Source organism: Methanococcoides sp. LMO-2, assembly GCF_038432375.1.
Taxonomy (GTDB): Archaea; Halobacteriota; Methanosarcinia; order Methanosarcinales; family Methanosarcinaceae; genus Methanococcoides; species Methanococcoides cohabitans.
In genome coordinates, this window is record NZ_JBCAUS010000002.1 from 412,078 (window position 1) to 437,206 (window position 25,129).

Consider the following 25,129-nt stretch of genomic DNA (forward strand, 5'->3'; position numbering starts at 1 on the left):
AATTAAGATGAAAGAAAGAAATGCAAGTGCATCCAGTGCTGAAAAACAGGCAGCAGGAATTGCAGCTGCAAAACTTGTGGAAGACGGCATGGTGATCGGTCTTGGTACCGGCTCCACCACAGCCTTTGCTATTGCAGAGGTTGGAAGACGTGTGCGTGAAGAACACCTGGACGTTCTCGCAGTGGTCACATCCTACCAGGCAGAGATGCTTGCAATCGAAGCAGGTGTGCCACTAACAAGCCTTGCAGAGCATCCTGTGCTCGACCTTGCAATCGATGGTGCAGACCAGGTCGATGCTAAGATGAACGTCATCAAGGGCGGCGGTGCAGCACATACCCGCGAGAAGGTCGTTGCAAATTCAGCAATTCGCTTCATTGTGGTTGCAGATGACTCCAAGATGAGCGAAGAGCTCAACCACTTCGTGCCTGTGGAAGTCCTTCCATACGCAAGGGAGCTTGTGAAAAAGCAGATGATCGAACTTGGCGGTGTCCCTGCAATAAGGATGGCATCCAGAAAGGACGGTCCTGTCATCACAGACAACGGCAATGTCATCATGGACGTGGAATTCGGAACCATTGACGACCCTGCAGAGCTCTACCAGAGGCTTTCCGCATGCGTGGGAGTTGTAGAGCACGGCATTTTCCTGAACACGGACGAGGTCTATGTTGGCAGGAAAGGCGGCGCTGTTGAGATCATCAAATAACCGTCATATTAAATTTCCAATGCGTGGCCCTTTAAGATAAATTCAGGACCTGCATTGTACTTTTTTAATTTTTAGATTTTGATCGATAATTTATTGGCATATAAGATTGATCAAAAACTTTTGATCACCATTTCTTTGAGTGATTCTTCGATGTTAAAGATCTCAGCCATATTCTCGGCTAAGAGTATAACAGCAAAATCTCCGGATAACGGCAATGTATCACAACTAAAAGGAAATACGGAATTTAATTTTTTGCCATCGTAAAGTACTGGCTCAATACGTTCAGTTAGCTCAAGAAATGAGCATGCTTCTGTCCTTATCTTGATAAATTTCCAGAATGGAATAGGGGAAAATGATTCTTCAATGTTATCTACGATCATGCTCACATAAGAGGAACCGTTAAAACGAGCATTATTTTCAACAGGAAATATACCATCATCCGATACAATATAATCTATACCGATTATACCCCGATATCCGAATTCAGCCATATTAGTTACAATTTTTACAGATGTTTTTGTAATGCAATTTAAAGTATCTGCTGATGCATCTGCTTCTTTGAGAGTGCCAACGTGTACCATCCCCCTTTCGCATATTTGATCTCGCATGCCAAGTGAATTTATATTTCCATCTCTGCTGATCGCCCACTGATCATTCGGAGAAGAAGAAACATTCATAAAAGGTTCAATGATAATTGATCTTTCACCACTAGCTGCAATTTCGTTATAGATTTCAGAAATATCATTGCCTTTCGTTTTGTATAACGACATGCCGGCTTCACCCAAAGTACCGCGAATAATAACAGTTTCGCAGGTTGACAGATATTCGTTAATGATGTTTTCCATATCTGTACAATTATTATTGTCTTCAGGATGCATGTCAAATGAAGTACCTTCAACAACAGCAATGCCTAATTCTTGACATACGGTCTTAAAAGCTGACTTATCATTATACTTTAGTGTTGCAGTTTCAGTTGCTCCAAAAAGATCAGCTCCAAGAACTTTTGCAGCTTCAGTTTCCATACGACCTGAAAACCATGGCACATATACAGGTTTTTTCCCGATCTGCCTGATGATCTTTTTAACTGGTTCAGGATCATTAACGATAAGTTCTGAGAGCGACATTTCTCCTGAATAAGCATTATATTCTACAATATGATCAGACCCCAGACCATGGGAACGCAGCCATTTATGATACTCGGAGTCCAGCTTTCCGCGTAGAACTACCACATCATCAGAACGTGCTACCGGAAGCACTCGGTCACATTTTGAATTAACGGATGCATCACGGCACGGAAACTGTGAAAAACGATCTGCCCCGAAAATTATTAGCTCATTGTCATTGTTTGAGATGCATTTTCTGAGTGATTGATATTCATACATTAAATCTTCCTTTTTTTAGATAAGTAGTTTCCATTTTATTGTTACTTGCTCCACAGCATCCAGCTATAGATGACTGTTAACAGCAGGACATAAACCAGGAGAACAGAAAACCACCTGCCGGAAAACTTGGGCGTTCGGATTGGTGCTAAATTAAAGACAGCCATAAACATAAACAATGAATATATAGCGACTGAAAAGGTCGGATGGCTGAAAAAACTGTCAAACAGGAAGATAAAAGCAAGAATCAGTACATTGTTGTCAAGTGCTAATCCCATATATGTCGAATCATCGACCAGGCCGAAAACATTGAAATAACTCAACCGTATTGCACTGACGGCGACGATCACGAACGCTCCGGGTAGGAACCATGGGCTGAATTCTCCATAGCTCAAGAGAAATACAGCGGGGCAAATTCCAAAACTTACAATATCTATCAATGAATCAAGCTGTCCCCCGAAAGCTCGATATTCATCAGTTCGTCCCTTCATCCTGCGAGCAATGAGACCATCACCCCAGTCAAAAACAACAGCCCACATCATACCAATTATCGCGATCGACAAATTACCTAATATGGCATAGTATATGCTAAGGACCGCACATAACAGTCCTGCAAGCGAACAGATATTTGGAAGATCACGGGTGAAAGCAAGCATTCCTGTCTGATGCGATCGCTGACGTTCTGAATTATTCATCAGAATACTTCCACCTTGTTGGAGTCAATAACATCTACTAATGCTTCAACTAATTTGCAATTTTCTGCTTCAGTACGGCTGGCGATACGAACATAGCGGTCAGAATCAGGCAGGGTCTTGTCTTGGCAGTGTTTTATGTACATATTATGCTCAATGAACAACTTCCGTGTGACTTCAGGACCACTTTGTGCATGATCAGGGAGGCGGCAGAAAATAAAGTTTGCATCGGGTTTGTAAACAGTCATTCCCGGGATCGCACACAGGCTTTTGTACAGATTGTACCTGTCGATCCGTACCTGCTTGCAGCTTTCAACAAATTCCTGTCTGTAATCGGGCAATATCCGCAGAAACTCTTCGGCAAATCCGTTAATGTTCCATATATGTACACCTTTTCTTACAGATTCAGCAAATGCTAAATTTGCAGTTAGCAGATAACCGATCCTGATACCGCAGATGCCATAGGCTTTGCTCATACTTTTAATGATGGCTATGTTCGGATAACGTTCGAGTTCATGTTCCAGAGTTGCCTTATCCTTATCATGTGCAAAATCTATGAATGATTCATCGATGATCAGCATACAGTCATGGTCTGCAAGTTTTTGGGCAAGAGATATTAGATCAGACTTTGGAACCAGGATCGATGTTGGGTTATTAGGTGTTACCACGACAGCAACATCTGCTTTAACCTTGATCGCTTCAGCAGCAAACTTGTCTACATCCAATTGAAAAGATGGAAATTCAAGAGGAAATTCAACTACTTTGTCTACTGGTGCTGCATTCACATATTCATTAAAAGATGGTACTGGAACAATCAACTTGCTGGATATGTGGCCGGATATGATCTTGATAAGCTCGGCAGCGCCGTTTCCTACAACGATCCTTTCAGCAGGCTGATCGATCAGATCACCTATGAGATCGTCAAGAGCATCCTGTGCAATCGGGTAGTTAAGGACAAGGTCGTGAATTTTATCTTTAAAGCTTGTAAAAACTTCTTCTGGCGGGAAATATAGATTGTAAAGATAAGCATGATCAATAAAATCATGGCGATAGTAACCGCCATGCTGTCCGGAAATAAATTCATATTTTTCAGATTGAGTCTCATAATTTTGTTGCATCATGCATCCCCTCCATAGAACTTTTTTGATGTGATACTTTATTTTTTAATTTGTTAGCCTCAAGAAGTGGTTTCAGGTTTAAAGAGCAGGGCTTAGGTAATGGTTTTAAACCTGAAAGTGAACGAGGAATCCCCACCTTCACCCCACATTTTGATTGCTGGAAAAACGGCCTTGGTATTCCAGAAGTATGTGGCTTGGTTTCGTAAGGAATTATTGTTTCGTATTTATCCGCCTAAAATAGTGTTTCAGCCTTTGCCAGGTCTGCAACTGTATCAATCTCATACCATCGCTTGCTGTCAAAAGAGACTGTTTTAAGGTCGAGACTGCCATCAGCCACCATTTCTGCAAATACGGTTTCATAATAGTCATTTACTTTGCCGGCTGAAATGTACTGGTCAAGTCTTTCTGTAATACGATGCCATGAAGATAGTGAAAAACTGTAGATATTAACAGTCTTGTATCTGGCCTCATCAAACGTCCCGGCAATACCATTTTGGAATTTCTTAACATTTTGGGATCGGTTGATCGTAACAGTTGAACCATTCATCCACGGTTGCATGCGTGCAACAGCAATTCTGTCAGGAGAGCACATGTCATCCAGAAGAGATCCATCAAAAACAAGATCACTTTCAACAAGCAAAAACGGCTCATTGATGATATTACGTGCCATCCAGAGTGAATATATGTTATTGGTGGTCGCGTAAAGGGGGCTTATAATAAAGTCGATCTCCATTCCGCAAGCCCGCGTTTCTAAAAAATCACGAATGCATTTTTCCTGATATCCTGTGACTACAACAAGACGTTTGAAGCCTTGCTTTTTTAAATTGATGACAAGTCGTTCAAGAATAGACGCCTCGTGAACCATTGTGAGGCATTTCGGTGTGTCGCGTGTCAGAGGATAAAGACGGCTGCCCTTTCCGGCTGCCAATAATAATGCTGTAGTTATGGGTCCATTACCACGATTACTGTGGTCTGAGTTCATTGTATATCCGATTGTGTTTTTTCCATCATATATAAAGGAGTTGTTAGTACTTAAGGAGGATGGTAGTAATATCGGTCAATTCTGCCTCAGCTGCTAAATTAATTTAAAGATGAAGATGCTGAAATCATTAAGTCATTTCAACTTGCTGAACTGATCTTACAAAAAAGAGGGAGAAAGACCTGCAATGATCATTTGGCTTATACACAGGTGTTTTCTACGATTTTTTAAAATTCTGCCCAGAAATTATAGATGGTCTCTGTTGAAGATATGTTGTATCCTATGATGGTTATTTCAGTTGCATCAAAAATCTCTTCTTTTGATAGACCGGTGGTATTCAATTCCACCTGACCGCTAATCTCTGCCGAAGAGTTTCCGTTTATAGTTCTGTCCACAACTATAGTATTGTTTTCGGTCACTACCATTTTTGAGATGTTCTCACCGAAAATTGGTTCTACCGAATTTACGTATACATCTTCATCTCCTGAATTATACAAAAAGAGATTGTAACTAAGTCTGTGACTGTCAGTATTGTTCTCATCAATGGAGCCCAAGCCGACTGACATTTCCGGTACTTTCATTCCACCGGGAACCTCTTCGATAGTTGCCATGTCATTGATGCTGTACCCAATTGCGATTCCTAAAAAAAGTATAAGCAGGCCGTATACAACTGCTTTATCCATTTAGCAAAAACCCCCGCTACTAAAGATCAGGCTCTGTGGAAATCCATCTTTTCGTTTCATTTTCTCACTTCATTTCATATACAACAGAGGCAAAATCACAAAAGCTTTAGACTAAATTAAGACAAATATGATCGTACCTTTTTGTTGTAGGGTTTAGCTGTTGCTGCTAAACTTTGCCGAACCCATACATTACAATAAATTAACTGATGTTTTATAAATATTTTGATTAGTTTATGCAGAATTTGTTCATATCAATTGCAATCTGGCCTAAAATGTACATAGACATTGCTATTGCAATTCTGAAAAAAGATCATAAAGAGAATTATTATGCAAAGAAGTACGAAAATCAAGTGAAAGAAGTGAAATTAAAGATATTAATACACAACCTCGATGGGATATCAAGGCCATGTATTTAGCTTAGTTGACAATTCTACAGAGCTAAAATCACTCATCTGCTCTTGTGGGACAGGCGCACATCTCGAGAAGTGCTTCCTCGCTGGTCTGTGAACCACGGCCTATGAGGATATCTCCTTCCCTGACCATTGTGCGTGGGACAGGACTGTAGACCCAGCGCTCATCACGCTTGATAGCCATTATGTGGATTCCGGTCTCGGTCTCAAGCTTCAGCTCCCTGAGGCTCTTGCCGATGATAGGTGAGCAGCCGTCAACCTGCATTTTGATCATGACCTCATCGGATTCACGTACAGCGATGGTGATGATGGGGTGCAGATCGATGTCACGGAGGACGATATCTGCAATTCCGTATGCGGCGTCAGAGATGAACTCTGATGCATTGGCCAGTTGAAGCAGGCCACGAAGCTGGTTCACGTCAGGAACGTGTTTTGCGGTCTCAAGGACCCAGTGCTGGAGATCGGATTTCTTTTTGTCCATCTCGGCCTCAAGGGCCTTTACTTCTTCAGCGATATCGGTATTGTCAAAGAGCAAGGCTGAATATGCGAGTCCTACGGACAGTTCAGCGGTGTTCTTCATGTCAACTATAAGATCCACTGCCTTTTCGAGGTCCTTTAAGACGCTCTCGTGTTCGAACTTGCGCGGGACATATTTTTTCATGGTGGCAAGCTCAACAAATAGAGGTACGCCTTCGTCATGACCTCTTGCGAAGATCACGTCATTGGGACGGACGCGGGTGTCGTGGTGCGGGTCATAGATCCAGTCATCGCTCCTGCGGATGGCGATGACCCACATGCCGGTCTCGACCTCAAGTTCGAGGTCACCAAGAGTACGTCCGCACATGTCGGAGTTCTCATTGACAGTGGCCCTTACGATGGTCTCTTCGGCTTCCCTGAGACCAAGTTTGAGCTCAAGAGGAATTCCGATGTCCATGTCGATGATCTTTGCAATGTCACCGGCTGCGTTGGCGATGGTCTCGGCGGATGCTGCCACCTGGAGAACGCCTACCATGTCCTCAGCCTCGTCAATACGGCGTGTGCTAAGCATTGCGGCCATTTTCATGTGGTAGTGAAGCGTGTCCATCCTTTCTTCAAGATGAAGCACTTCCTCGGCAATGTCCTCGTCATCATATACCATTGCAGAATAGGCAAGATCGACCATCAGCTCCGAAGTGTCCTTCATTTCAATGAGAAGGTCTTTTAGATTCCTCGGAATATACTTGATTTCTTTGGGACTCATGTTATTAATACCAGCTATTAGCTATGATTTTCTAATTATTTATATATAATCGTTTTTCATGACGTTTTTAGATGATGTGCATTAGATGTAATGTTGAGAAGATAGCAATGATCCCCACGATATCCCCCAGTGTTGCGATGATGGGAATTACGGTATCATCCGGATCGATCCCGAACCTGTGGGATGCGAATGCTATCGCAATGGTGGCTGAGAAGACAGCTATCAGCTCAAAGAAGCTGGAGATGATGCATATGGTAAAGATCTTGAAGAAACCAAAATCACTTTCCCCGAAACAGCATATCATCCAGGCGATGATGCTAAGGAACACCGAAGCTGATATTCCGACTATGAACGCTGCAATGACGCTGTTCTTGACCACCGGGTTCTTCTGAATATGCGTGGTACCGATACCCATATGGAATGCCGAGGACAGCCTTGCGCCCAGCATGCTCCCGGTGTCGCCACCTATCTTGATCAGCGCGGGTATCAGTAGAAGTATGGTTGGAATGGCTACGAGATTGTCGATCTGGGAGTTCATCAGCTGTCCTGCAGTAAGCCCGAGCAGTGATGTGAGCAAAAGGATAGGCAATCCCCTGCGAACGATGCTGTCGATGGTATAGTAGGTCATAACATCAGCACCACCTTTGCAGCCATTAACAGCATGAACATGGATACGATGTCACCAATGGTGGCAATTGCAGGCGTCACAACGTTGTCAGGATCAAATCCGAACCTGAACATACCCAGCGCAAGGAACACAGCAATAACCGCAAGAATGAGCCCTGAGGACACCCCTGCAAGCACAGCGATCACCGTAAGTGCTACAACACCAGCACTCTCAAGCCCCAGCAGGGCTGTCATGCCATGCCCCAGTATACCAAGAGCCACAGAAAGAATAAAACCGAGTATCAAAGACCCCAGGATATTATTGGTAAGCTCCGGATTCCTCTCGATCTTAGTAATAAGACCCATATGAATAGCACTCCCAAGCCGTGACCCCAGAGTACACGAAATATTCCCACGCATCCCCAGGACCGCCGGATAAATAACGATCAGCCCCGGAATAAGCTCAAGCTCCTCCGTCATCCCCGTGAGTATAAGCCCGGCCACAGCTCCTCCTAACGTAGCAATAAGCTGGAACGGCAATGCCTCCTTCACAATAGACCGAACACTGGCATAATCTCCCAGGTATTCCTCTTCGATCTCAACATCGTCGTCCTCTTCAGCATAGGAGCTGTGAGACATAGTCTGCTATTTGTACTTTTAGTATTAAACGATTTGTGAGAGGTTTGGTGGGAATAAACCGATGAATTATTGGGGAAAAGGATTTTCGATTTTTATTAATAGATACCTCTCTAGCTTAGCTTACAAGATAGATCGTCAAAAAAAAGGACAAAGAAAAAGTATATCAGACAGATACTGATCAATCGGGACGATTACAGTGTATCTGTCTTTTATAAAAATATGTCAGAATTGAATTATATCAAGATATAATTAGTATCTGGCTGGTCTGTGCTTCTGGAAACATTCCCTGCAGTATACAGGTCTGTCACCAGATGGCTTGAAAGGTACTTCAGTCTCCTGTTTGCAGTCTGAGCATGTTGCCTTGTGCATTTCTCTTGGACCATTGTTTGATCTAAAGCCACCGCCGCCTCTACTGTTTCCGCCTCTGTCATTGTATCCCATTTGTTTTATCTCCTAAATATTTATATAGTCCGTACAGCAGAACCGAGACTGAGAATTATCGCATGACCAGTTTTACCTTGTCTTAACCAAATCGCTCATTCCGATACGACTACTTCTTACTATCAGCAATTGTTAAAAGAAGCACACGAAAATAGAGTAATCCTTTATAAAATCGTTGAGCAATCGAACTAGCACTTAACAGCATCGTATAATATAAATAACCTCTGCTATCAAATTTTATATTTACAAAAAAAATGACAATTGTACGACAAAATACATCAAAAAACTTCAAGCAATTTCACTATCCTTAGGGACAATTGCACGTTGTGATGAGCATTGAGAGTAAATGGTTTATCACTCCTCGCATTCTGCTTCATGTAGTGCAAAGTACCTTTAGAGAATCTTATCTTTTTCCATTCAGTATAAGGCAGTTGCAAGCTCGCCATTCTTCGTGATTGATTTCAAGAAGTATCTGTATAAAAGAAAAAGAGATCATTAAAAAAAGAGCTTAAGGAATGAATAATTGAAAATTGTTATCCAAATATCCATCCTATTTACATTTTCAGTTGTTCCGCAATACCAACGCTCTCATCGCTTCCTCAGTATATATGCGATCGATAGCAAACCAATGATCGCAAATATAGCTTCGAATCCTGGTGTTCCCTTATCTTCGGGCGGAGCTGAAGCCTCTATGACTTCTTGCAGGTCTTCCTGCATTAGAAGAGAAACACCCAGGAATGCCGGATCTTCAGAGTAGTAGGCGTATAGGCTATTCAACAATTCATTGACTTTTGCATCATCAGATTCTTCGCTAACGACAACTGTGATCAGGGCATATTCTTCAGCCCCTCGGATCTCTCCCATTTTTGAAGCAACGGAATCCTCTATTTCTTCAGCTGTCAGATCGACCTCATCCATGTCATGGGCCATTAGAACAAAGAGATCAACATTGGATGTAATGTTCTCTATAGCTGATCTGTCATAAGCTGCCGGAATTCCTGCAACCAGTAATACATTTCCAGCTGTTCTTTCATGGATGGCTTCCAAAAGCAGTGCATTTTCCAGACACACCTGTTCCAGTTCAGCAGGATCACAGGTTTTCAGGCTTATGTATATGCCATCAAATCCTGCAAGTGATTTCGTGTTGTAATCAAGGACTGCCTCGACCGCCTCAATTGAACTTTCACCACTTCCATCCACGAAATCCTTCTTTTCATCAAGGATCATTGCGTGGACTGTTATGTCATTTTCATGGGCCGATTTTATGAATCTCTCAGAGCTCCAGATATTGTCGATATCCGTCCTCAGGAACACTGTATTTATGCCACTGTCCTTCAGATCGTTTATAACAGAAATCGATCTGTCGTCAGAATAAGGCTCAAAGATAAATATCGCTTGTTTTCCAGCCTCAGAGGCAGGCATATTAATATCTTTTAAAATGGGCTGAGGTACCTGTACATCACTTTCCGGCAAGGACTCAGGCTCTTGCGTAACGATCTCTCCAGGCATGAAAACGGTTGGTTCCTGTGGTGTATATTTACGTACAATTGCATAATCCACAGCCATATAGCCCATATTATTTATGGTGCTGGCTGTACTTGAATACAGGTATAATTTCAATTCATTGTCCGGGATGTGGTCAATTATAGTTTCATCTTCATTTTCAATGTAATAGGAATAATCCATCCTTGTATCTCTTACCCCATTCTTGAACCATGAAACGTTTTTGAAATCACCATCCTGATACCATGCAATACCTGATGTATACCATGTTCCCTCTGCAATACCAAGGTTTGTCAGATCCCATGACTTGAACCTATCGTCATCCCTGGTCAGAGTCCATGAAACCTTACTCTCATTGGCGAGTTCTGTACGAAGGATTATCCTATTTTCGGTTTCATCTTGCGGATCAAGAAGTCCCTGCTCCAGTACCGGACCTATTGGTTCGGACCCTGTGGTAACCTTCATTCTCTTGACAACGAACATTGAGTTTATCCCAAATGCATCCTTGGAAGTTATTTTTGCAAAATCCGTGGGGTGTTTTACTGGGTTTACCAGGCGGAGGATCCCATTGCTAATCTCAATCTCTCCTCCTGCATTTGTATCAGATCTCCAGTTCGCAATACCCAGGCGCGATTCGACAAAATCATCAAAGAAATCGAACGTGGAAGCACCATTGCTAATGTCAGTTGCAGCTGGATTTCCATAATGCATTGTCACATCTGTCATTCCATTAGCAGGAATAAATGGGACATTGATCCATATAATAGCACTCTCTGATCCAGCATCCCACTCTTCGATCCAATGATACAATTGCCTGTCATTTATGGAAAATCTGATATCTGACCCATCCGGATTTGCTTTTGAGAAATCGAAATTTGAAGGATCCAGCAGAACCTGTACCTGGTAATTGGTTAGATCCTTACCAGAGTTCTCTTTTATTGTCAGTTCTTCAGAGAAATCCCATTCTCCTCCCCCTGTATTGGATAAAGCCAGGCCTGTACCCATCATTCCGGTCAAAAGAGCTATGGAAATGAGCAGAACTAAGATAATGTTTCTTTTCATACAACTCACCTATCTATTAATTGCTCTATCTTCATTTATATTATATGTGCTACTTCTGGCCCTGGATGAAGCCATGGTAAGAGAATCTGGAGCTGTTCATTCTCAGGAAGGTAGGCATTGCTTACAGAGGAACTATTAAGAGGATACAGGACATAATTAGGTTAGCTGGGGGGCAATAACCCTTTCTTTAATCTTTCTTTAACTCCCTACAAACCCGATATTTATTGCTTCCAGGAACGCAATTATAAACTAAGAACTCAAAATGAATCTTAAAGGATTCACCAACATAATGATGGAGGTATTACATTTACCGATGTTACAATGGAGCTTTTTGAGAAGCTAAGGAGCGAAGGATATGAGGTCGCCACTTTTGCTGCGGGAAGTTTCTGGATAGCAGAAGCCATCTTTCGCAGGGTTCAGGGCGTTGTCGCGACTGCAGTAGGTTACATGGGAGGAGAACTTGAATATCCTACCTATGAAGAAGTAAGCGTGGGAGATACCGGACACTTTGAAGTTGTCCAGATCGTTTATGATCCGAATGTTGTGCCTTATGTAAAGCTCCTGGAATTGTTCTGGGAACTGCATAACCCAACGGCTCCTGATGAAAAAGGGGAAAAAGTGCCAGGTCAATATGGTTCAGTTATTTTTTACCATAACGATGAGCAGAAGTCACTTGCAATACTTTCAAAAAGGGAGATCGAGAGTTCCGGGAAATTCAGGAAGGACATTATCACCGAGATACGTCCTGCTGCAAGATTTTTCAGGGCAAAGGAATATCACCAGCAATATTTTGAAAAAACTGCCTCTGGCGGACATATCATAAAATGATCATTGGTAAGAGGGAAGCTGACAAATGTTTATTTTTTGATCTCTATCTTTTTCCTGTGTAATATGTAAGAGCAAATAGTAATAGGTTTTGTAGAAATACTTTTTCTAAATTCAAATGAACTGCTAAAATTTTAAGAATACTCTTCCTAACTCCCCAATCTTTCCAGATAAGGAGCATTGAAAGGAAAAGAGATCTTATCTTCAGAATTATTCCTTTACAAATATAGAAAGCAGCATTACAGTATTCTTACTTACCCGAATTGATTCTACTAAATTTGTATTTATCCAGATAATTTCATAAAGTATTTCATCTTAAGAATTTTAAATAATTAACTATAAACATACATGTTACAAATAAAAAAATGTGGATTGAATAATGTCTTCTCAAAAGTGCTTACCTACTGGTGTGAAGGAGTTATTTTAATCAGACACGAAGCATAGACGAAAAACTATGCTACAACGTTGTTATTGATCTCCGCAAAGTAACAGCGTGCTTCACTGATATACTAAATATTAAACATAGGGAGATGGGATACAATGGAAGCTATAATCTGGGTTGCAGTTATAGGAGCTTTTACATCAATTATCGTTTATTTAGTTGATCGTCGCCGAGAGCATAAACTGAAAGAATTGGAGTTTCGTCTGGATATATATTCGGAGTTCCTCTCAGGTATCTCTGATCTTGGATCAGAGTCTAAGACACACGAAGCCCATCTGAAGGTGGCTCAGTCAATAAGCAAGATGAATCTTATCGCAAGCCCTGAAGTTTTAAGCAATGTGAACAAGCTCCTTGATTACATTAATGCTGCTCGCAATGGAGCACCTTATACTCAAGCAGAACAAGATAAGATTCTTAGGCAGATAATTATAGCAATCCGAAAGGACATTAAACAGGAAGAATCAAATCTTCGTGATTTCGATTTCCGTATAATTTCGCCAGGCACATAACTAATAGTAAAGAGGAGGATTAATGGAAATAAAGGCAACTGTAGTTGCGACAATCTGCAGCTTAGTTTCATCATGCAGTGAAATCCTTCCCGAACATTACCATTAAGAGTAAACGGCTTTTCACTTTGGAACTTCGTAGAAATCTCCCAATATTTTACGGAGAAAAATAAGACCTGTTTAAAACAGAGTTTCAACAGCGATATACCGTTTATGGTTATTATTCTTTTTTAGGAATTACAGCATATATAGCAATGTTTTCCCTTGATAAATAACGGATTACCTCTGGTATTTGTTGTATTGCGATTTTTACTTCAAAGCCATGTTCCAGATCTTTAATGCTGTCTATAAAAGACATATTATCCATAATTTCTTTTGTGCTTTGTTTATCAGCGATCTCAAAATAGACAGTTACTTTGTCATCGCTATAATCAAATGGAGTTCCTTTAACATGCTCTGATTTCATAAACGCATAGTCTTCTTTTTAGCATTATATCTTTTTTGTCAATACCATAAGACAAAAAGTAGCTGCCAACAAGAATCAACATACTCCCAACAATATTCCAAAAACCAAAAATAGCAGATATTGAGGATTACCAGGATCCCCAATACCATCCCTCATCACCCATGGATCACATCACGATGCGGTAAGCGCATCATTTCATCGTTCTTAGCAGTCTCAAATCCACGCACGTAGAAGAATGAATCAATATCTTCGAACACGTTCGCATTTACCACGACCTGATTATACTTGTCATCGCTTGGATAATCTGAATACCCTTGGGCAAAACTTTCGCTGTTCTTCATCTGGTGATTAAGCTCTGCTGCAGCTGCCAGGAATGTAAAGCCACCTATGATCGTACAAAATACAATTGCAATTATTATTGTATCCTTTAATGTTCTGTTTGTTGTACCCCTTTGTTCCATATTACATCACTTTGTCATGTTATAGTCGGTTTCAGACATTTGCATGATGTAAGGAGTGTTAGCGCCTGGTATACAGTACCTGTAGCTACTTTTTTTATCTACTACCTGTATATATTGTCTGGTATCTGCTATCTTTCATGAAAACAATGATATCGACAGATCAAGATTTAGATATGTCTGCATCATCATGTTTGTGCCATTACCGGATAGTATGGATGCAACAAGACCAGGGGACCCCTTTCCCTGTCTGCAAGTTGCAGATGATCACGCATTGCCTGACTGATGCCAGTAATATTGCATTCTATATAAATTCTTTTATTTTATCGCGATTATTTGTCTAAAGTTATAAATATGGGAGAGAAGAGAAAGGACAGAAAGTGAGGAAGGGAGTTGGAGAAAAAAATGAACAAAAGTTATGGATTGATGGCATCATTAATCGATAAAATCAAAGAGATACCCTGGGAAGCATCTCTTTTCTTTATAGCATGGATCTGGCTGGTATTTTCTGTATTCGGAATGACCCTGGCCAACATTTCGATGCTTTCATGGCACTGGAACTCAATGACGGAAGCCTGAATGAGGTATCCGGGAAATTCTTCGCATCAAATTCCTTTGAGGTCACTGAGGAATTCGAAAAGGAGTTTCCTTATAAAAAAAAGCATGTTACGAACACCCAGCTATTCAGTGAATGAACATAACCTCAGAGCTGTACATTTTTGAAGCTTTTTGCTTGCTTGCCTGAATCTAATGAAAAAAATGTGGGGAACAATCCCCACGAAAATAAAATAACCGAAAGATCACTCGCAACCAGCTTTCTCAGATTCCATGTGCCTGAGCTCTTTTCGCTTGATCTTGCCACCAATGGTCTTTGGCAGGTCCTTCACGAATTCAACGGCTCTCGGGTACTTGTATGGGGCTGTTGTGTGCTTCACATGGTCCTGAAGCTCTTTTATCAGGTTCTCCGATGGCTCGACCCCGTCATGAAGTACTATGAAAGCCTTGACGATCATACCCCTGATGTTGTCCGGAACACCGATCACAGCGGATTCCTGCACAGCAGGATGTTCAAGGAGTGCACTTTCCACCTCGAACGGGCCGATACGGTATCCTGAGCTCTTAATAACGTCGTCATCGCGGCCCACGAACCAGAAGTAACCGTCCTCGTCCCTGTATGCCTTGTCACCGGTGTAGTAGAAGCCGTTCTGGAATGACTTTTCGTTCTCTTCATCGTTGTTGACATATTTCACAAGAAGGCCCGGTGGGCGTGGGTCAAGTGAGATCGCGATCCTTCCTTCCTCGAAGTTGTCCACCGGATTGCCGTCATCATCGTGCAGTTCGATATTCCATCCCGGAGATGGTTTTCCCATTGAGCCGGGCTTGTTCTCCAGGCAGGCGAAGGATGCGATAGCACAGCAGGTTTCTGTCTGGCCGTAGCCTTCGTAGATGTTAAGACCTGTTCCTTCCTTCCACACCTTGATGACCTCAGGATTCAGCGGCTCGCCTGCACTACAGCAGTGACGGAGCTGGGTGAGGTCGAACTTGCTCAGGTCTGCAAGGATGAGCATCCTGTAGATAGTTGGAGGACAGCAGAAGGATGTGACCTCATACTTCTCGATAAGCGGAAGAAGTTCTGTTGCCTTGAACTTGCCTCTGATGTCATACACGAAAACGCATGCTCCGGCAATCCACTGGCCGAAGATCTTTCCCCATGCACATTTTGCCCAACCGGTGTCCGAGTAGGTGAAATGCAGGTCGTTCTCGGTCAGATCCTGCCACAACTCTGCAGTCACCCTGTGACCCAGCGGGTATGCATGGTTGTGAAGCACCATCTTTCCCTTGCCGGTAGTCCCTGATGTGAAGTATATCAGCAACGGGTCGGTGGAGCTGGTAAGTGCAGGCATGGACACCGAATGATGTGACACAGGTGCAGGATATAGCAGCTCATACTGGAAGCTGATCCAGTCTTCTCTTTCCCCGTCAACCACCATGCATTCCTTAAGGGATGCACATTCCTCGCGGACCTCATCGAACTTCGGAGCATTTTCCAGATCGGTAACTGCCATCTTGAACTTGCCGGCATTGATCCTGTACTGGAGATCGCTTGGCGTAAGAAGTGTAGGACACGGGCACACAATAGCACCAAGCTTTGCCAGTGCGATCACAAAGATCCACCATTCAGGCACGCGGTGGAGCATCAGCATGACCCTGTCACCCTTGTTGATACCGTATTTAAGAAGAATGTTCGCTGCCTGGTTGGATAGTTTCATCAGGTCCCTGAAGGTGTACTTTTTCTCCTCACCCTTCTGGTTCACCCAGATCATTGCAAGCTTGTTGCGGTCTTCCTTTGCCCAGGCATCAATGATGTCATAACCGAAATTAAAGAACTCAGGCATCTCATTGTTCCACTCTTCCCTGGTCCTGTCGTAATCACACATATTACGAGGGAACTCTTTAGTACTCAATTTGTCTGCGTTCTTCATGAAAGAATTATCATCCACCTGCTCCAGCTGGGTTCGCGGGATCCTCCAGAGTCTTCCCACATTCAGGCCGTCCATGGTTCCTTCCTCAAGCCATGCATGGATCGTCTTTGTCTCAACCCTCAGATGTTTGGCCACTTCCTGTGGCGTCAGATAATGTTGCTTTTGCGCCGTCATTGGGCATTTTGGAAGCATTCAAACTATTTTAATGCTTTTTTTTAATTTTGCTACTGAAGTACTATCATCTCTAAAAAGATCAAATCATAGCATTATATATACAACCATAAATTATACTAATTTAGCACATTAAATCACATAATCTGCTCAACAGTGTATATGGGAAGACGGAGGGGCCATATCTGAATGAAAGTAACATAATTCAACGTGAATTTGCCTTGGAAGGATCCTGTAAGGATCATGCTGAATTCTTTATAGATCCTGATATCCTAAATCCCATTTTTGAGGATATTCCTATGATCATCATCCTTGTGGATCAGGAAGGGAGAGTTAAATACCTCAATCGGACTGCCTCTATTGAACTAGGGAACGAAAAACAGGATAGCATTGGTCTTCTTGGTGGTGAACTGTTCGGTTGCGTAAATTCGATAAATGGAGACGGTTGCGGGAAGAACAGGGAATGCTCAGAATGTGCTGTAAGAAACTCTGTTATGCACACCTTTGAAACAGGTGAAAGCATTTACAAAAAAGAAGGCGAATTGGAGATCACAACCAATGATAAGTCTGTGACACTCAATTTTATAATCTCAACAAAATTAATACAACAAAATAGTGAACCACTTGTATTACTAACTGTAGATGATGTAACTGAAAAGAAGAACAATGATCTCGCCTTTGAAAAAGCAATTAAAAGACAGAGAGCCCTGGAAGATATCATAAACAACAGCTCTACAATGGTCTTCCTGTGGAAGGCAGAAGAACTCTGGCCTGCGGAATATGCTTCGGAGAATGTTGCAAAACTTGGTTATTCAGCTGAAGATTTCATACATGGTCACATTAATTATGGTAACCTTGTCCATCCCGACGACTATCAAAAAGTATGGGACACTCTTGCTGCAAAGTGCGATGATGGTAGTGACAACTTCACCTCGGAATATCGTTTGATAACAAAGGATGGAAAGTTGCTATGGGTAAGTGAGAAGACCTTCATCCTGAGGGACGAGAATGGAAAAGCAACTCACTACCAGGGGATAGTCGAGGATATCACCGAGCGAAAACAGGCAGAAGAGGCAATGCTTCAGGCCAAACTTGCTGCGGAAGATTCGAACCGGGCCAAGACCGAATTCATCTCAAACATCAACCATGAGCTGAGAACTCCCCTTACTTTGATCATCGGGTTCTCGGACCTGCTTTGCAGTGAAGATTACGGTTGTCTGAACGAACAGCAGAAGAGTTACATATCCACGATCCTCAACAATGGGAATCACCTTTTAAAGCTCATCAATGATCTCCTGGACTTTTCTAACATTGAAACAGGGGAGATGGAACTGCATGTCAACGAATTCCGCGTATCTGATGCTATTGATGAGATCGAAGCATTGATGATGCCTCTTTCAAAGAAGAAGGGAATCGACCTGACATGCAACATCGAGATCGAGAAACCTGTAATTAAAGCTGACCTTTTGAAATTCAAGCAAATACTTTACAATTTGGTTAACAACTCCATCAAGTTCACAGAAAAAGGTGGTGCAGTGACCATCGGCGGTAAGATCTCCGATAAGGCCGTTGATTTCTTCGTAAAGGACATCGGAATCGGAATCGCACCGGAGGATCAGGAAAAACTGTTCAAGCCTTTCTTCCAGGTGGATTCCTCGAGCTCAAGAGAATTTGGAGGAACCGGGCTCGGGCTTACTCTTGTCAAGAAATTTGTTGAAATGCATGGCGGCAAGGTCTGGGTGGAAAGCGAACCCGGAAAAGGAAGCACCTTTGGATTCAGCATACCGGCTGAGCCCGGGAACATGCATTGCTGAACTTTGATAGATTGGCTAAAAGGAAACCTGCTATTAGAAAACATTTCTATAGCATCTTCGGCCGACAAGTGAAAGCGATCAGATATGATACTCAACATGCAGCCTATAGATCACCCTTATCTCATCCATCTCAGCAGCATCCACATCAAAATCACCTGAGCCTTCAACGTATGTGAGACCATCGAGCTCCTTGAAGGTAACCGCACAACTGATGTTCTCAGGGAGAAATGAGCTGAAGTGGTCACATTTGCCGGTGATCTCTCCAATCATCCTTTTTGTCCGGTCCGCATCAAAAGAATCGCCCTCTAGCGGACTGTAAAGTATTTCTGTTGTTAGTGTTTCCCTGTCCACCAGAGTCATCCAGAATCCATTGATCAGGGAATTATCTATGGCATAATCCTTAATTTCGAAGCTCTTGCTGATCACATTCTTCAATTTTGAACACCCTGTCGGTTTATTGATATTGATAAGTTAAATCATTTTTGTGAGAGGAATGAATAGATATTCATCATATTGCATCACTTCAAACATAATATCAGACAACAAAACAGAATCGGATTTCCATAAAGATGAACTGCATTCATCTTAAAATAAACACTTGGCTGAAGAAGAAGTGGTGCTGAAGTTTTGTTTTCAGCACCGAATCAGGTATTGAAGACCTTTATACATTATTCCATTTCTACTACAGGAGCCGGACGGGGACTTGCCAGACTTCCTCCCAGGTATGCCACGGTACCGCAGATCAAACCGATGAACACGGGGTGGATGAGAGGATTTCCAAGGAACTGCCACAGTACCACAGAACCAAAGCTTGCCACAAGGCTTGCGACAAATCCGGTGGAAGTACCACGGTCCCAGTAAAGTCCAAAGATAAGGGGTATAAAGACGCAGCAAGCGATCACACCCATACTTACGGATACCAGAGGCACTATCATCTGTGGCACATCCATTGCGAAGAATGCAGATACTATGATGATGAGAACACCTACTACCCTTGTTATGCGTAGCACCTTATCATCCGGGGTTGCCGGACGCAGGTATCTCAGGATATCCGAAGTAAGGGCGGTTGTCGTGACCAATACAATGGCACTCATGGTTGACATGGCAGCGGAAATTGCGGCCAGCAGTACGATACTGTCAAATCCACGAGGCAGCAGTGATGTTGCCAGGAAAGGTATCAGACCATCCGGGTTTGTCATGAAAGGTGCCAGTTGTTCTGAACTGAATACCCCGTGAACCATGACTCCCAGAGAGAAAATGCATATTGCATAAATGGTGATGGATATGGGGCCATAGATACCTGCAAAACGTACTACTCTCTTGTCCTTTGCAGAGAACAGCATGATCAGCAGATCAGGTAATGCCAGAAGTCCGAGACTGATAGCAAATGCCATTCCAAAGGTCTTTTGCCATGGTACTGCTGCACCTGTCATACTCAGTATGTCGGCCGGGACCATATCCCATATTGCCAGGCCCCCTCCACTTGAAATAAGACCTGTGTAAAGCAGCACTGCACCCACAAGCATGATCAAACCCTGCAAAAAGCTTATCCAGATAATTGCCGGCAGTCCTCCTATCACATAGTAGAGTGCCACGATGGCAACAGCTATGAGGAGACCCTGAACATATGTTATTCCCAGCAGTCCCTGGAAAAGGTTGGCACAACCCTTGAAAATGGCAACCAGGTATATTGTGTACATCAACAGCATGATCCCTGCAAGCAGCACTTTTCCTCCCTGTGAATCGTACCTGCGTTCCAGTAGCTGTGGTACTGTCTTTGCATCGTACTTCTGGGAGAACATCCATATCTTCGGTGCAATGATGAATGCCAGGCAGGCAAAAGCAACATGGAAGAATACACCCCAGATGACCCATGGAAGCCCGGCAATGAGGCCGTAGCCTCCGCCCCCGAGGAAAGAGGCAGCACTAAAGTAGGCAGCCATGTAAGCAATGCCTATTACCGCAGGGTGCATCACATTTCTGTCCGAGACCACAAATCCTGAAAAGGTTCCCTGCCTGAGCTTCAGGGAAAGTAAAAGTATCCCAAGTATATATAAAACCAGAAGAACCTGATTAATCATGGTCTTGCCTCAATACGATAAAGAATGTTGTGGCCAGCATTATCATGACGGCGATCATCAGGTAAATGTAGGGTAGAGGCATCAGGAGCTCATCCTCCTATTCTGGTTTTCATTCTTAGTGATGGTTATTTTTAATGTGTTGTGTTTCAATACCAATTCCTATCCTCCTCTTCATTGGGCTACTATGTACTATGATGCGCGGAATAGCACATTATAGATTAAAAACATTATTGTTTGTTCCCAATGACAGAACCTTTCTAAAAGAGTCTCATAACCATCATATTCAGAGAAAGCATAGCAATCTGGAACCTGTTCTCGGACTTTCTGCCAAAGTCAGAAAAGTCATAACAAAACGTTTATATTTCATTAAATAAGTGCATATGATCACATCAATGTATAAATATATGCAATGTTATAGCTCTGCCTAATTAAATGGCCCTACAATTCCATTATGGTTAAAATGTGCGGACTTTCCAGACATCTGCTTAAACAACATGATGGCTCATATCTGAATTACTACTGAAACATCCGTAGGAGTAATTCAAATTACCTATTTTCACCTATCAAATACAAGAGGAACGATATTGACCGCTAAACGTATATTAATGGGAAACGAAGCGATCGCCTTTGGGGCGATGAAGGCCGGTCTTCAGGTAGCAAGCGGCTATCCTGGAACACCTTCTACCGAAGTTATGGAGACCATCGCCTCTCATGCGAGCAAATATGGCATATATGCCGAATGGGCAACCAATGAGAAGGTAGCCCTTGAAACAGCAGTCGGAGCCGCATACTCAGGTGCCAATACTTTGGTCACCATGAAGCAGGTCGGACTCAACGTAGCCTCTGATCCCCTCATGAGCCTCTCCTATATAGGAGTAAAGGGCTCCCTTGTTATCCTCGTATCTGATGACCCCGGACCACATTCATCCCAGACCGAACAGGACACAAGAGCCTTTGGTCACTTCTCGAACATTCCGGTCCTTGACCCTTCCACACCTCAGGAAGCCTATGATATGGCTAAACTGGCCTTCAAACTGTCACATGAGATGGAAATCCCTGTGATACTCAGGACCACCACCCGTGTCTCCCATGGCTGTGCTGACGTGATCACCGAAGATATCGAGCAGGCAGGTCGTGACATCGAAGGCTACGTAAAGGAGCCACGCTGGACCATATTCCCAAAACTGACAGCACAAAGGCACCCCTAGCTTGAAGATCTTCAGGTAAGGCTTTCGGACCGTTTCTCAGATCTTTTCAGTGAAAACACATTCAACTCAATAACAAAAGGAAACAGCAGGATAGGTATTGCATCATCCGGTGTGTCCTCCCTGTACGCCAAGGAGGCCATAAAGGATCACTCCGATAGATATTCTCATTTCAAGGTCGCAACAGTCCACCCATTCCCTGAAAAAGCAGCTCTTGAGTTCCTCAGCGACATTACAGACCTTATAGTCATCGAAGAGCTTGACCCATACCTCGAGGAGCAGTTCCTGCAACTGATAGGCAGGCATCATCTCGATGTGAACGTGTATGGAAAGAAGAACGGCCACTTCCCTGTAAGTGGAGAATATGATGTGGATGCCGTTATAGATGGAGTTAACAGCTCACTTCAGGCCATGAATGCAGACGTCCCTCTCCTGACACATTCAACTCCTGCGGTCGCCAGGGAGAACATACCTGCACTTCCTGTAAGGCCACCCACGTTCTGTGCAGGATGCATGCACCGAAATGTTTTCTATGCTTTCAAGAAAGCAGCAGCGAAGCTGAAGAAAGAGAACGGAAAAGGCACCGTATTCTCAGGTGACATCGGTTGCTACACCCTCGGAAATGCCCAGCCTCTCAACATGGTGGACACCTGCCTCTGTATGGGTGCGGGTATCAGTATGGCAGCAGGCCTTTCCCACACACAACAATACCAGAATGGAAATTATGCTAAACAGGTGGCCTTCATCGGGGACTCCACTTTCTTCCATTCCGGAATCGCTGCAATGATCAGCGCCGTTTACAATAATGCTGACATCACACTGGCAGTCCTTGACAACCGAACCACTGCCATGACAGGACATCAGCCACATCCGGGGATCGGACTGACAGCTATGGGCAATCCTACAAAAGCGATCGATATTGCCGAAGTGCTCCGAAGCTGTGGCGTGGACCTTGTTGAGACCATCGGGGCGGATGACCTTGGTGAATGCATCGACATGGCAAAAAAAGCAATTGAGTACGAAGGACCCTCTGCTGTGGTCTTCAAAGGAAAATGTGTGGGCATCACAAAAGCAACCGGACAATACGTGATCGATGAAGAGAAATGCACAGGTTGCAACTTCTGTGTCTCACAGCTTGGATGTCCTGCAATCTTCTCGATGTCTTCCGGAATACCGCAGATACAGGACAACTGCACTGGTTGCAGTCTCTGTGCACAGGTCTGTCCGTCGGATGCTATCGTCCTCAGGGAGGTACTACAATGAAATTCGATATTCTTATTGCAGGTGTGGGAGGCCAGGGAGTTGTACTTGCATCCCGCCTGCTGGCAACGGCTGCCATAGATGCCGGCTACCATGTGGCCACCGCTGAGACCATCGGTATGGCCCAGAGAGAAGGCTCTGTTACCAGCCACGTCAGGATCGGAGATGAGGTCTGTGGATCACTCATCCCTGCCGGGAATGCAGACCTGATAATCGGTCTTGAGCCTGCGGAAGCCGCAAGGAACATCCATTTCCTGAGCAAGGACGGCAGCATCGTAGTAAATGAACACGCTGTGATCCCTTCAGCTTCAGCCATCAATACTGAATACATCCCGGAACAGGTCATCGAATTCCTGAAAGAGAACTGCCAGGAAACAATAAACGTGGATTTCACACAACTTGCAAAAGAAGCAGGAACCTACAGGGCAGCGAACGTTGCCATGCTGGCCGCTGCTGCAGGTGCGGATCTGCTTCCTTTCAATCCGGACGAATTGTGGAGCGTGCTTGAGAAGATGGTACCGGAGAAGTACAGGGAACTGAACAGAAAGGCATTCGACATGTCCCTCGAAAAGGTCTCAGACATCCGGAGGGCATGAATATGTGCAATGATTCCAGGAACAATGAAATGGACCAAAACAACCCCTGTCAGAAAGAAGAGTTCCCCGGACTTTCTGAGGAAGATCAGCTGGCAAAGCTCAAAGACCTCCTCAAAAGAGTGGTATCAGGAAGTCCCTTCTACCAGAAAAAGTTAGAGGAGACTGGAGTTGACATCGAGTCGATAAAAACGATAAACGATATCGCAAAGCTTCCTTTCACAACCAAGGAAGAACTTAGGGATGCTTATCCCCTGGGCCTTCAGGCAGTTCCGGATGAAGAGATCATCAGGATACATTCGTCATCAGGCACCACCGGCAGTCCCGTTATTATCCCGTACACTCAGAAGGATGTTGATGTATGGGCAGAAATGATGATGCGATGTTACCGGATGGCAGGCCTTACCGAAACTGACAGGATACAGATCACACCCGGATACGGCCTCTGGACCGCAGGTATCGGTTTCCAGGCAGGAGCGGAGCGCCTCAGGGCAATGGCAGTCCCAATGGGACCTGGGAATACGGAAAAACAACTGCAGATGCTGCTCGACCTCAAGTCCACAGCACTTGCAAGCACCTCATCCTACGCCCTCCTCCTTGCAGAGGAGATCAATAAACGGGGCCTGAAAGACAGGATCAATCTCAAGGTCGGCATCATAGGTTCCGAGCGCTGGAGCCCCAAGATGAGGTCCCGTATCGAGGACGAGCTTGGTATCGAAAGTTTTGACATTTTCGGTCTCACCGAGATCTACGGCCCCGGCATTGCCCTGGATTGTTCCATGCATAACGGTCTCCACTACTGGTCAGACCACCTGCTCTTTGAGATCATCGATCCGGTCACAGAAGAAAGACTTCCCGATGGCACCCTGGGTGAACTTGTGATAACAACACTCACAAAGGAAGGTGCCCCCCTTATACGCTACAGGACAAGGGACCTTACACGTATCATTCCCGAACCCTGCGAATGTGGTTGTCCTTTCCCAAGAATAGACCGCCTGCTGGGACGTACCGACGACAGGATCAAGATCAAGGGAGTAAACGTCTACCCTGGTCAGATCGAGGATGTCATCCACAGGGTCGAAGGCGTCAGCAGCGAGTACCAGATAATCCTTGAAAGGGATCAGGGAAGGGATTCAATGCTGTTCAGGGTCGAGATCGATGGAGCGGATGATCCTGAAAAGAATGCCGGGTCTGCAAAAGCACTGAATAAAGCCTTCAGGGATTTCATAGGTATCAGTGTAAATGTGGAATGCGTTGGCATGGGAGAGCTTCCACGCAGTGAGAAAAAGAGCAAGAGGGTCTTTGATAACAGGGATCAGTGAGGTCTGAAATCCCTACATTATAAATAGTTTGTATTTAGTAGCATAAGT

The 25,129-nt window shown here is 43.8% G+C and carries 24 protein-coding genes; 9 read left to right on the top strand and 15 right to left on the bottom strand.

The window, feature by feature from the left end:
* The first annotated feature begins 7 nt into the window (after positions 1-7).
* Positions 8-703 carry a ribose 5-phosphate isomerase A gene (rpiA, locus tag WOA13_RS02180; protein ID WP_342126358.1) on the top strand — a complete coding sequence of 232 codons (696 nt, stop codon included), beginning with the start codon at positions 8-10 and terminating at the stop codon, positions 701-703.
* Between the two features lie 110 nt (positions 704-813).
* Here rpiA and WOA13_RS02185 read toward each other — a convergent pair whose 3' ends face one another.
* The 10 genes from WOA13_RS02185 to WOA13_RS02230 form a co-directional block, all read right to left on the bottom strand.
* Complete coding sequence (locus WOA13_RS02185) at positions 814-2,085, bottom strand: hypothetical protein (protein ID WP_342126359.1); 1,272 nt, start codon at positions 2,083-2,085, stop codon at positions 814-816.
* Between the two features lie 41 nt (positions 2,086-2,126).
* A complete protein-coding gene (locus tag WOA13_RS02190; protein ID WP_342126360.1) occupies positions 2,127-2,777 on the bottom strand; it encodes a CDP-alcohol phosphatidyltransferase family protein in 651 nt (216 codons plus the stop codon).
* Positions 2,777-3,895, bottom strand: coding sequence for a pyridoxal phosphate-dependent aminotransferase (locus WOA13_RS02195; protein ID WP_342126361.1), 1,119 nt, complete (start codon positions 3,893-3,895; stop codon positions 2,777-2,779). Before WOA13_RS02195 ends, WOA13_RS02190 begins: the two co-directional genes overlap by 1 nt.
* 229 nt (positions 3,896-4,124) lie before the next feature.
* Positions 4,125-4,874: a phosphocholine cytidylyltransferase family protein gene (locus WOA13_RS02200; protein WP_342126362.1), complete on the bottom strand. Its 750-nt coding sequence runs from the start codon at positions 4,872-4,874 to the stop codon at positions 4,125-4,127.
* 224 nt (positions 4,875-5,098) lie between these two features.
* Positions 5,099-5,554 carry a hypothetical protein gene (locus WOA13_RS02205; RefSeq protein ID WP_342126363.1) on the bottom strand — a complete coding sequence of 152 codons (456 nt, stop codon included), beginning with the start codon at positions 5,552-5,554 and terminating at the stop codon, positions 5,099-5,101.
* Between the two features lie 444 nt (positions 5,555-5,998).
* Positions 5,999-7,204, bottom strand: coding sequence for a potassium channel family protein (locus tag WOA13_RS02210; RefSeq protein WP_342126364.1), 1,206 nt, complete (start codon positions 7,202-7,204; stop codon positions 5,999-6,001).
* Between the two features lie 67 nt (positions 7,205-7,271).
* Positions 7,272-7,832: a magnesium transporter gene (locus WOA13_RS02215; protein ID WP_342126365.1), complete on the bottom strand. Its 561-nt coding sequence runs from the start codon at positions 7,830-7,832 to the stop codon at positions 7,272-7,274.
* Positions 7,829-8,449: a magnesium transporter gene (locus WOA13_RS02220; protein WP_342126366.1), complete on the bottom strand. Its 621-nt coding sequence runs from the start codon at positions 8,447-8,449 to the stop codon at positions 7,829-7,831. The genes WOA13_RS02215 and WOA13_RS02220 overlap by 4 nt, the downstream gene beginning before the upstream one ends.
* Positions 8,450-8,698: 249 nt before the next feature.
* Complete coding sequence (locus tag WOA13_RS02225) at positions 8,699-8,890, bottom strand: CxxC-x17-CxxC domain-containing protein (protein WP_342126367.1); 192 nt, start codon at positions 8,888-8,890, stop codon at positions 8,699-8,701.
* A gap of 588 nt (positions 8,891-9,478) precedes the next feature.
* The gene (locus tag WOA13_RS02230) at positions 9,479-11,455 is read right to left on the bottom strand and encodes a DUF2341 domain-containing protein (protein WP_342126368.1); all 1,977 of its coding nucleotides are present in this window, start codon (positions 11,453-11,455) and stop codon (positions 9,479-9,481) included.
* 321 nt (positions 11,456-11,776) lie between these two features.
* On the opposite strand from WOA13_RS02230, the gene msrA reads away from it, so the two are divergent.
* Together msrA and WOA13_RS02240 are read left to right on the top strand one after the other, a co-directional pair.
* Entirely contained in the window at positions 11,777-12,283 is a 507-nt protein-coding gene (msrA, locus tag WOA13_RS02235; RefSeq protein WP_342126369.1) for a peptide-methionine (S)-S-oxide reductase MsrA, read from the top strand.
* 537 nt (positions 12,284-12,820) lie between these two features.
* Positions 12,821-13,231, top strand: a complete 411-nt coding sequence (locus tag WOA13_RS02240) for a hypothetical protein (RefSeq protein ID WP_342126370.1) — start codon at positions 12,821-12,823, stop codon at positions 13,229-13,231.
* Positions 13,232-13,448: 217 nt separating this feature from the next.
* Here WOA13_RS02240 and WOA13_RS02245 read toward each other — a convergent pair whose 3' ends face one another.
* Together WOA13_RS02245 and WOA13_RS02250 are read right to left on the bottom strand one after the other, a co-directional pair.
* A complete protein-coding gene (locus WOA13_RS02245) occupies positions 13,449-13,694 on the bottom strand; it encodes a hypothetical protein (RefSeq protein WP_342126371.1) in 246 nt (81 codons plus the stop codon).
* A 155-nt stretch (positions 13,695-13,849) separates the two neighbouring features.
* On the bottom strand, positions 13,850-14,155 hold the full coding sequence (locus WOA13_RS02250) for a hypothetical protein (protein ID WP_342126372.1): 306 nt from the start codon (positions 14,153-14,155) through the stop codon (positions 13,850-13,852).
* A gap of 545 nt (positions 14,156-14,700) precedes the next feature.
* On the opposite strand from WOA13_RS02250, the gene WOA13_RS02255 reads away from it, so the two are divergent.
* Complete coding sequence (locus WOA13_RS02255; RefSeq protein WP_342126373.1) at positions 14,701-14,847, top strand: hypothetical protein; 147 nt, start codon at positions 14,701-14,703, stop codon at positions 14,845-14,847.
* 105 nt (positions 14,848-14,952) lie between these two features.
* On the opposite strand, the gene WOA13_RS02260 is transcribed toward WOA13_RS02255, so the two are convergent.
* On the bottom strand, positions 14,953-16,827 hold the full coding sequence (locus WOA13_RS02260) for an AMP-binding protein (protein ID WP_342126374.1): 1,875 nt from the start codon (positions 16,825-16,827) through the stop codon (positions 14,953-14,955).
* A gap of 278 nt (positions 16,828-17,105) precedes the next feature.
* Here WOA13_RS02260 and WOA13_RS02265 point away from each other — a divergent pair, with 278 nt between their 5' ends.
* Positions 17,106-18,620, top strand: a complete 1,515-nt coding sequence (locus tag WOA13_RS02265; protein ID WP_342126375.1) for an ATP-binding protein — start codon at positions 17,106-17,108, stop codon at positions 18,618-18,620.
* A gap of 78 nt (positions 18,621-18,698) precedes the next feature.
* Here the strand turns inward: WOA13_RS02265 and WOA13_RS02270 are convergent, their stop codons facing one another.
* Together WOA13_RS02270 and WOA13_RS02275 are read right to left on the bottom strand one after the other, a co-directional pair.
* Positions 18,699-19,046, bottom strand: a complete 348-nt coding sequence (locus WOA13_RS02270; protein WP_342126883.1) for a hypothetical protein — start codon at positions 19,044-19,046, stop codon at positions 18,699-18,701.
* Positions 19,047-19,288: 242 nt separating this feature from the next.
* The gene (locus WOA13_RS02275; protein ID WP_342126376.1) at positions 19,289-20,701 is read right to left on the bottom strand and encodes a sodium:solute symporter family protein; all 1,413 of its coding nucleotides are present in this window, start codon (positions 20,699-20,701) and stop codon (positions 19,289-19,291) included.
* A 584-nt stretch (positions 20,702-21,285) separates the two neighbouring features.
* Here WOA13_RS02275 and WOA13_RS02280 point away from each other — a divergent pair.
* The 4 genes from WOA13_RS02280 to WOA13_RS02295 all read left to right on the top strand — a co-directional run bounded on the left by WOA13_RS02280 (position 21,286) and on the right by WOA13_RS02295 (position 25,081).
* A complete protein-coding gene (locus tag WOA13_RS02280; protein WP_342126377.1) occupies positions 21,286-21,909 on the top strand; it encodes a hypothetical protein in 624 nt (207 codons plus the stop codon).
* Positions 21,910-22,020: 111 nt separating this feature from the next.
* Positions 22,021-23,169, top strand: a complete 1,149-nt coding sequence (locus WOA13_RS02285; protein WP_342126378.1) for a thiamine pyrophosphate-dependent enzyme — start codon at positions 22,021-22,023, stop codon at positions 23,167-23,169.
* On the top strand, positions 23,166-23,762 hold the full coding sequence (locus tag WOA13_RS02290) for an indolepyruvate oxidoreductase subunit beta (protein WP_342126379.1): 597 nt from the start codon (positions 23,166-23,168) through the stop codon (positions 23,760-23,762). Before WOA13_RS02285 ends, WOA13_RS02290 begins: the two co-directional genes overlap by 4 nt.
* Positions 23,759-25,081, top strand: a complete 1,323-nt coding sequence (locus tag WOA13_RS02295) for a phenylacetate--CoA ligase family protein (RefSeq protein WP_342126380.1) — start codon at positions 23,759-23,761, stop codon at positions 25,079-25,081. Before WOA13_RS02290 ends, WOA13_RS02295 begins: the two co-directional genes overlap by 4 nt.
* The last annotated feature ends 48 nt before the right edge of the window (positions 25,082-25,129 follow it).